This is a genomic window from Roseivirga seohaensis subsp. aquiponti, from assembly GCF_001267955.1.
Classification (GTDB): Bacteria; Bacteroidota; Bacteroidia; order Cytophagales; family Cyclobacteriaceae; genus Roseivirga; species Roseivirga seohaensis.
Genome location: NZ_JSVA01000013.1, coordinates 61,774 through 70,221, shown reverse-complemented (window position 1 = coordinate 70,221; position 8,448 = coordinate 61,774). Strand labels below are relative to the sequence as shown.

The window sequence follows — 8,448 nt, the reverse complement described above, 5'->3', positions numbered from 1 at the left end:
CAGGAATCAGGAATCAGGAATCAGTTAAGGCTGAGTTTTTTCCAGCAATTTGAGTTCCCCACCTCACTGTTTTTTACTTTATTATTTCCTGATTTACTTGTTTTCTGTTTTACTAATAACTGATTCCCTGATCAACTAATAACTGACCAACTAATCACTCTTAACTACTTTTTCGCAGAAAAAGGCGAGTCTGGTTCTTTAGCGAAAACATTGAATACAATTTTATCCATTCGGCCGGGCATCCATTTATTAAGGAAGACGGCCAATTTACCTTGGCTGGTAAATACAATGTCGCGCTTTCTTTTTTGAATGGCCTTGATAATACCTTGCGCTACTTCTTCAGCAGTCATCATCTTTCCTTCATCACGAGGCGATTCACCTTGGGAAGTACCGTCAGCCGTAAGTGCGGCATTTCTGATATTCGTTCCAGTAAAGCCAGGGCAAGCCACGAGTACATGAACACCTCTGTGCATTACTTCCGTACGCAGCGATTCCATAAAGCCATTCATCGCGTATTTTGAAGCGGTGTAAGCGGTTCTGGCTGGAGTACCTCTGTAACCGTTAATTGACGACACGCCCACAATGGAGCCTTTGGTTTTTAGTATTTCAGGAAGACAGTATTTAGTAGCGTAAAGGGTTCCGTAAAAGTTAATGTCCATCACTTTTTTGAACACGTCCATTTCGATTTCTTCGAAAAGCGCACGCATGGAAATACCCGCATTATTGATCAGAATATCAATTTTACCGAAGGTATTTAGGGTTTCATTGACTAAAATCTCGTTGTCTTTTTCTTTGGCTACATCCAGTTGCAGACAAAGATTTCGGGTTTTCATGCCATCCAGAATTTCGGCTACTTCATTGAGGCGTGCTTCATTTCTACCAGTAATGACAATATGTGCGCCCAGTTTAGCAAACTCAATGGCCAATGCTTTTCCAATACCCGAAGAAGCTCCTGTGATGATAACAACTTTGTTTTTCATGAATCGAAAGTTAAAAAATACCGATCAATTATACCGTCATTAATTGGCCAGCTTTGCCTTGTATTTATTGAAGTTATCAATCGCCACAAAGTAATCTGGATCTTCAAGTACATTCACATCGCAAATTTCTTCGGCACGTTTAATTAGCGCTAAGCAATCTTTACTTAAATGACGCAAGTGAATAGTTTTTCCTTCCTTCTGATACCTTTCTGCCAGTTTATTAATGGCTTCTATGGCAGATTGATCGACAATGCGTGATTCAGCAAAATCAATAATCACTTCATTCGGGTCTTCTTTAATATCGAATTTACTATTGAACAGACTAATGGAACCAAAGAACAATGGTCCGTAAATTTCATAATGCTTAATACCGTGTTCGTCAATTGATTTCCTCGCCCGAATACGCAATGCATTTTGCCAAGCAAACACCAATGCCGACACGATTACCCCTGCAAAAACAGCAATGGCCAAGTCGAAAATTACAGTAAGCCCTGTTACCAATATGATTACGATGACATCGGCCTTCGGTACTTTGTTCCAAACCTTAAAAGTAGACCAAGCAAATGTACCAATCACCACCATAAACATTACACCTACCAATGCTGCAATAGGCACCATTTCAATGTATTCTGAACCAAAAAGAATAAAAGCGAGCAAAGCCAACGCGGCAACCACGCCCGAAAGGCGACCTCTTCCGCCAGATTTTACATTGATAATACTTTGGCCAATCATGGCGCAACCGCCCATTCCACCAAAAAATCCGTTGACCATATTGGCCAAGCCTTGCGCAACCGATTCACGGTTTCCGCTTCCACGGGTTTCGGTTAATTCGTCCAAAAGATTAAGCGTCATCAAAGACTCAATCAACCCAATGGCCGCCAAGATTAGAGCATATGGAAAAATAAAGGCTAGCGTGTCCCAGTTCAGGTCGATTACTGGTACGTTGAAAGAAGGAAGTCCGGCTTTAATACCATCGCCTCCACCGGCTTGAATAAAACTCTTTACTGTTTCGGTTTCTATACCTCCAAAAATTACAATGAACGACACTACCAATATGGCTACAAGTGCACCCGGAATATTCTTGTTGATTTTAGGGATAAAAACCATGATGGCCATGGTCAGCAGTGTTAAACCAAGCATAATAAAAAGTGACTGACCTGTAAGCCATTCGCCACCTACTTTAAACATGCCCAGTTGCGACATAAAAATCACAATGGCCAAACCGTTTACAAAGCCCATCATTACCGAATGTGGCACCATTCTGATGAACTTGCCCAGTTTTAGAAAACCAGCCGACATTTGAATAATGCCTGTTAATATCAAAGTAGCAAACAAGAACTGAAGGCCTTGACCTTCGCCCATAAGCTCACCTTCGGCTACCAGCGATACCATTACTACTGCCAAGGCTCCCGTAGCACCAGAAATCATCCCTGGCCTACCACCAAAAATGGAAGTAATTAGACCCATCATAAAGGCACCATAAAGCCCAACAATTGGAGAAATTCCAGCCACAAAGGCAAAGGCAACTGCCTCTGGCACAAGCGCCAAAGCCACTGTTAAGCCTGAAAAAATATCACTTTTGGCGCTGATTCTGTTTTTGTCAACAATTGAGAATGCTTCTCTAAAATTCATATGCGTTTTTGTAATAAGCCTGCAAAGGTAGGGCATTTCATTTAGACAGAAAGACTTACCTATGAATTGTTGGTTAAATCACACCACGGCAAAAGTAACTCATCATCAAAATTGACATTGAGTAACTAGACTTTCACAGAATGAAATTATCTTCGCGCATGGCAAAGTTTAGGGGAAAAAGAAAAGTACTAGAGCAAGTAAAAATCGAAGGCATTGCAGCAGAAGGAAAGTGCATTGCCCGTGTAAACGATGAAGTGCTTTTTGTGGAAGGCGTAGCGCCTGGTGATGTGGTGGACGTTCTTATTACCAGAAAGAAAAAGAATTTTATGGAAGGCAAGCCCCTTACTTTTCATGAATACTCAAAAGATAGAGTAAAGCCTTTCTGTCAGCATTTTGGCATTTGTGGAGGTTGTAAATGGCAACACATTCCGTATGACATTCAGCTAAAATACAAGCACCAGCAAGTGATTGATAATTTGGAACGTATTGGTAAAATCCCTTTGCCAGAAGTCAGTCCAATTTTAGGTTCTTCTAAAATCAAATATTATCGAAACAAGCTTGAATACACCTTTTCAAACTGGAAATGGCTAACGCAAGATGAAATTGCCACAGGCGAAGAACTCGACCGAAGAGGTTTGGGCTTCCACGTTCCGGGCAGCTTTGATAAAATATTGGACATTGAAACCTGTTATCACCAACCCGATCCTTCTAACGAAATAAGGCTTTCGGTAAGAAAATACTGTTTGGAAAACGATGTCCCTTTTTTCGACTTAAAGCGAAGAACCGGAAATGTCAGAAACCTGATCATCAGAAATTCATCGCTAGATCAATGGATGGTGATTGTTCAGTTTGCCATGGAGCATGAAAAGAATATGGGGCTGATGGAGCACATCAAAACCTCCTTCCCTCATATTCATTCCTTACAATACGTAATTAACGATAAGGGCAACGAAACTTTCCACGACCTAGAAGTGAAACTTTACTCTGGCGAAGCTCATATTACTGAGGCCATGGAAGATGTCCAGTTTCGAGTTGGGCCAAAATCGTTTTACCAAACCAATGCGGCTCAAGCATATGAGCTCTACAAAATTGCCAGAGATTATGCAGGTTTAAAAGGTGACGAAGTGGTCTATGATTTATACACAGGCACAGGCACCATTGCCAACTTTATTGCCAAAGACGCTAAAAAAGTAATTGGTTTAGAGTATGTAGAAGCGGCCATTGAAGATGCCAAATTGAATTCAGAAATCAATGGAGTGACGAACACCGAATTCTACGCAGGCGATATGAGGGAATTACTCAATGACGATTTCATGTCTAATCATGATAGGCCGGATGTGATCATCACCGACCCACCACGCGCAGGAATGCACGAAGATGTAATTGAAATGCTGCTCAAAATTGAGGCTGAAAAAATTGTGTACGTTAGCTGTAACCCCGCCACACAAGCCCGCGACTTGGCTTTACTCGATGTAAAATACACCGTTAAAAAAGTACAGCCAGTAGATATGTTTCCACAAACGCATCATGTGGAGAATGTGGTTTTGTTGGAAAGGAAATAAACGTTTAAGGCTGATAAATTAGCCAAAACTTCGTGAGCGCATCAAATTTTCTTTATCTTCCTTTTCAAAATCAAATAAACTCAATCATGCGTAAACAACTACTCACATTCTTAGCACTTTTTTGCTTTGCAAGTTTTGCTGTGGCCCAAGAAAAAAAGCCCATTACATGGCAAGATATTCCCACTTGGAAATACATGCAAAGCAATAGCTTTCAAGTATCACCAGATGGAAAGTGGATTGCCTACGGAAACGTGGCTTTGGAGGCAGATGGCGAGGTTATCCTTCAAAACATTTCTGACCCAAGTGCTGAAAAAAAATCATTCCCCATCGGCTCAACAAACTTCCCCTCGATTTCTTTTAGTGATGACGGGAAATGGATTGCGTTTAAGGAGTATCCTACGTTCGCTGAAAGCAAAGCAAACAAGGCCTCAAAAGGCAAACCGCTTCGAGACAAACTTACTTTGATCGAATTAGGAACAGATGAGAAGACAACTTTTGAAAACGTAATCAGCTTTTCTTTCAACGGCAAAGCAGCTTCGCATTTGGCCATCAACCTGGCTAAAGATGGAAATGGTGACGGCAAAGGTTCTGACCTTTTGATTCATCATTTAAAGACTGGCAAATCTCAAAACATGGGGAATGTCTCTGAATTCAGGTTCAATAAATCGGGTAGCCACTTGGCATATGTTGTTGATGCGGCCAATAAATCTGGCAACGGCCTTTATCTGCTGAATTTGACCAACAACAGCACCCAAATCTTAGATTCAGACAAGGCATCTTACAAGTCTATCAACTGGACTGAGAAAGGCGATGCTTTTGCTGCCTTAAAAATGGTTGAAGACAAAAAATACAAACAAGATCACGGTCAGGTAATTGGAGTGAAAAACCTAAACAACCCACAGGTTACCATTTATGATGCCCTGAAAGACAACATTGGTTTTGACCAAGCGTACACAATAAGCGGTAGTCGAAGACCAATGTGGTCAGAAGATTTAACCCGACTTTTTTACGGCATTCACCCACTGACACTAACGAAAAAAGATGATAAAAAAGAGCTGGACAAAGATTCGGTGAAAATGGCAGAAGCAAATGCCATGGAAAAAATCATGGCAGACACATCGATAAAGTCGATTGCCGATCTGCAAAAAGCAATTGCCAAACTGAACTCAGGACAAGAAAAGAAAGAGGCAAATACTGATAAGCCAGATATGACCATATGGCATTGGAACGACAGCAAACTCCAGTCGCGACAGCAGGTTACGGCAAATCAGGACAAAAATTACAGCTTCTGGGCCATGTATAATGTGGCATCCGCTAAGCATACCGCTTTACAAGACAGCAGTATGAAAGATTTAAGTATTCTACCTAAACATCGTTATGCCTTGGGGTCAGATGCTCAAGCTTACGAACTAGACATTAACCTAGACGGGCAGCAGTACAGCGACTTTTACATCGTAGACTTACTTACAGGTGAAAAAACTACGCTTTTCACTAAATTCTATATTCCATCATATTCTTCATCACCAAGACCCTCAACGGACGGAACCAAACTGATGTATGGAAAAGATGGACATTATTTCGTTTACGATATAGCGAGTAAATCAACAAAAAACATCACGGAAAATCTTCCGGTAACCTTTGTAGACGTTGAAGATGACCATAATGTAGAGAAGCCCATGGTGGGCGCCTTAGGCTGGAGTTCAGATGACAAGTATGTGTTACTTCGAGATGGTTGGGATATTTGGCAGGTGCCTTTAAATGGCAAATCATCATCTATCAACCTTACTCAAGATGGTAGAGCGAAAAAGATTCGCTACCAGTATAGGTTTGGACTTGATCCTGAGGAAAAAGGAATTGACCTTACTAAGCCAGTTTACGTCCGAACCTATGGTGAATGGAACAAAAAAAGTGGTATTTCCTTGCTTTCTCCAGCAAAAAAAGGTGGCCTATCTTCTGGAGCGAAATCTCTAATCTGGGAAGACGCTAATGTTGGAGGCCTTAGAAAAGCTGAAAATGCTGATGTCTTCTTCTTCAGTAAAGAGACCTTCAATATGCCAACAGAAATTTACATGACGGACGCCTCGCTTTCTTCACCAAAGCAAGTTACAGAAAACACACCTGATGCCGAAAAGTACCTTTGGTCAGACGGAACACAATTGGTGGATTACGTGACTGACAAAGGAGATTCATTACAAGGAGCATTATTTCTTCCAGCCAATTATGTAGAAGGGAAAAAGTACCCAACCATAGTTTACTATTACGAGAAACTTTCACAAACCCGCCATAATTGGGCAAACCCAGGATTTAGCGGAACAGGCTGGAACCCTACTGTTTACACCAGCAATGGTTATGCTGTGTTTATTCCAGACATCGTTTACAAGCTAGACGATCCGGGAATGTCAGCGGTTTGGGCAGTACTTCCTGCCGTAAAAGCCGCCATCGCTACGGGTGTGGTCGATGAAAATAATATCGGAATTCATGGTCATTCTTGGGGTGGTTACCAAACTTCTTTCCTCATTACACAAACAAACATGTTCAAGGCGGCTGCGGCAGGAGCACCTCTAACGAACATGATCTCGATGTATGATTTAATCTACTGGAACTCTGGCGGTGGAAACATGTCCATCTTTGAAGCTTCTCAAGGAAGGTTTAGTGGCGCCCCATGGGAAAACTGGGATTCTTACGAGCGAAATAGCCCAGTGTACCATGTGAAAAAAGTGAATACCCCACTCTTAATGCTTCACAACGACAAAGATGGTGCAGTAGATTTCACCCAAGGTATTGAGTATTATTCAGCTTTAAGAAGGCTGAAAAAACCGGTGATACTTATGCAATACAAAGGTGAAAATCACGGACTGAGCAAGCTTGAAAACCGAAAGGATTATAGCGTTCGTATGATGGAATTCTTCAATCATCATTTAAAAGGCCATGCTGCCCCAGACTGGTTAGAAAAAGGAATTGACAACCTTAAATTAGATGAACATTTAGAGAAAAGAGGTTTCTAAATTTAAAAACCAAATTGCTTTCAACATCATATCCCTCGATACACATCGGGGGATATTTTTTTTGCTAGTGACCTTTTTATGAAGTGGCGATTTTTAACTTAATATTAAAGGTAAAGCTAATATTAATGCTATTCCCATTCTTTGGCAACCAGTTAAAATTAGAAGGAAGAATCCTTTCTAAAATTTAAAAAGCGAATTGCTTTTGGAAGTACTCTTCAAAAAAAATAAGCCTTACTAAATTCAAAAATTCTGAACTGCCAAAGAACTTGATTAGTTTAAGACTTAAATAAAAGAAGCATTATGAACCAATTGATATTTAAAAACGGAGATAAATTAGATGCCATCGGGCTGGGAACTTGGAAGTCTGAACCAGGAGAGGTTTACAAGGCAGTAAGAGAAGCCATAAAACTAGGCTACCGACACATTGACTGCGCTTGGATTTACCAAAACGAAAAAGAAATAGGCAACGCTTTTGCCGATGCCTTTGCCGAAGGTGATGTAACCCGAGATGAGCTTTTCGTGACCTCAAAACTTTGGAATTCATTCCATGCTCCAGAAGATGTAATGCCTGCTTTAAAAGAATCGTTGAACGCATTACAGCTCGAATATTTGGACTTGTATTTAATCCATTGGCCAATTGCTCATAAAAAAGAAGCCATCAATCCAAAAACTGCTGACGATTTTATTCCGATTGACGAAATGCCCATTGCCGACACTTGGAAAGCCATGGAAGCTTGTGTAGAGGCGGGGTTAGTAAAACATATTGGCGTTTCAAACTTCAATATTCCTAAGTTGAAAAAGCTGATGGAAACCGCCATTATTCAGCCTGAAATGAACCAAGTAGAGTCGCACCCCTATTTGGCTCAGAATGACTTATTGCAATTCTGTATTGACAACAATATTCATTACACGGCCTACTCTCCGCTTGGGTCGCGCGATCGTGCCGAAGGAATGAAAGGGATTGACGAACCTGATATGTTTGAAAATGACGTGGTGAAGAAAATCGCTGAAGCTCACAATGTTCACCCCGCTCAAATTTTAATCAAATGGGCGGAAGCCAGAGGCACTGCCGTAATTCCAAAATCGGTAAATCCAGAAAGGTTAAAGAAGAACTTGAAGTCGGCTAAAATTGAATTGAGTAAAGAAGATATGGCCAAACTGAACAAGCTTGATAAAGGATACCGATTCCTGAACGGTAAGTTTTGGGAACGAGAAGGTGGAAGTTATACCGCTGAAGGCCTTTGGAATAATTAGACTTTCCAAACCTAT

General features: G+C 41.0%; 5 protein-coding genes. 3 read left to right on the top strand and 2 right to left on the bottom strand.

Going from position 1 to position 8,448, the window contains the following annotated elements:
• Window positions 1-164: 164 nt before the first annotated feature.
• Window positions 165-980, bottom strand: coding sequence for an SDR family oxidoreductase (locus OB69_RS12455; protein WP_053224070.1), 816 nt, complete (start codon window positions 978-980; stop codon window positions 165-167).
• Between the two features lie 39 nt (window positions 981-1,019).
• Window positions 1,020-2,612 carry a SulP family inorganic anion transporter gene (locus OB69_RS12450; protein WP_053224069.1) on the bottom strand — a complete coding sequence of 531 codons (1,593 nt, stop codon included), beginning with the start codon at window positions 2,610-2,612 and terminating at the stop codon, window positions 1,020-1,022.
• Between the two features lie 140 nt (window positions 2,613-2,752).
• Between OB69_RS12450 and rlmD the strand changes: the two genes are divergently transcribed.
• From rlmD to OB69_RS12435, 3 genes are all read left to right on the top strand, one after another.
• Entirely contained in the window at window positions 2,753-4,174 is a 1,422-nt protein-coding gene (gene rlmD / locus OB69_RS12445; RefSeq protein WP_245620816.1) for a 23S rRNA (uracil(1939)-C(5))-methyltransferase RlmD, read from the top strand.
• A gap of 86 nt (window positions 4,175-4,260) precedes the next feature.
• A complete protein-coding gene (locus tag OB69_RS12440) occupies window positions 4,261-7,179 on the top strand; it encodes an alpha/beta hydrolase family protein (RefSeq protein ID WP_053224068.1) in 2,919 nt (972 codons plus the stop codon).
• Window positions 7,180-7,479: 300 nt separating this feature from the next.
• Window positions 7,480-8,433 (top strand): aldo/keto reductase, encoded by a 954-nt coding sequence (locus OB69_RS12435; RefSeq protein ID WP_053224067.1) that lies wholly within the window; start codon window positions 7,480-7,482, stop codon window positions 8,431-8,433.
• Window positions 8,434-8,448 lie beyond the last annotated feature (15 nt).

Coding starts and splice junctions, on each gene's coding strand:
- OB69_RS12455 (WP_053224070.1), bottom strand. CDS start 980: ATGAAAAACAAAGTTGTTATCATCACAGGAGCTTCTTCGGGTATTGGA.
- OB69_RS12450 (WP_053224069.1), bottom strand. CDS start 2,612: ATGAATTTTAGAGAAGCATTCTCAATTGTTGACAAAAACAGAATCAGC.
- OB69_RS12435 (WP_053224067.1), top strand. CDS start 7,480: ATGAACCAATTGATATTTAAAAACGGAGATAAATTAGATGCCATCGGG.
- OB69_RS12440 (WP_053224068.1), top strand. CDS start 4,261: ATGCGTAAACAACTACTCACATTCTTAGCACTTTTTTGCTTTGCAAGT.
- rlmD (WP_245620816.1), top strand. CDS start 2,753: ATGAAATTATCTTCGCGCATGGCAAAGTTTAGGGGAAAAAGAAAAGTA.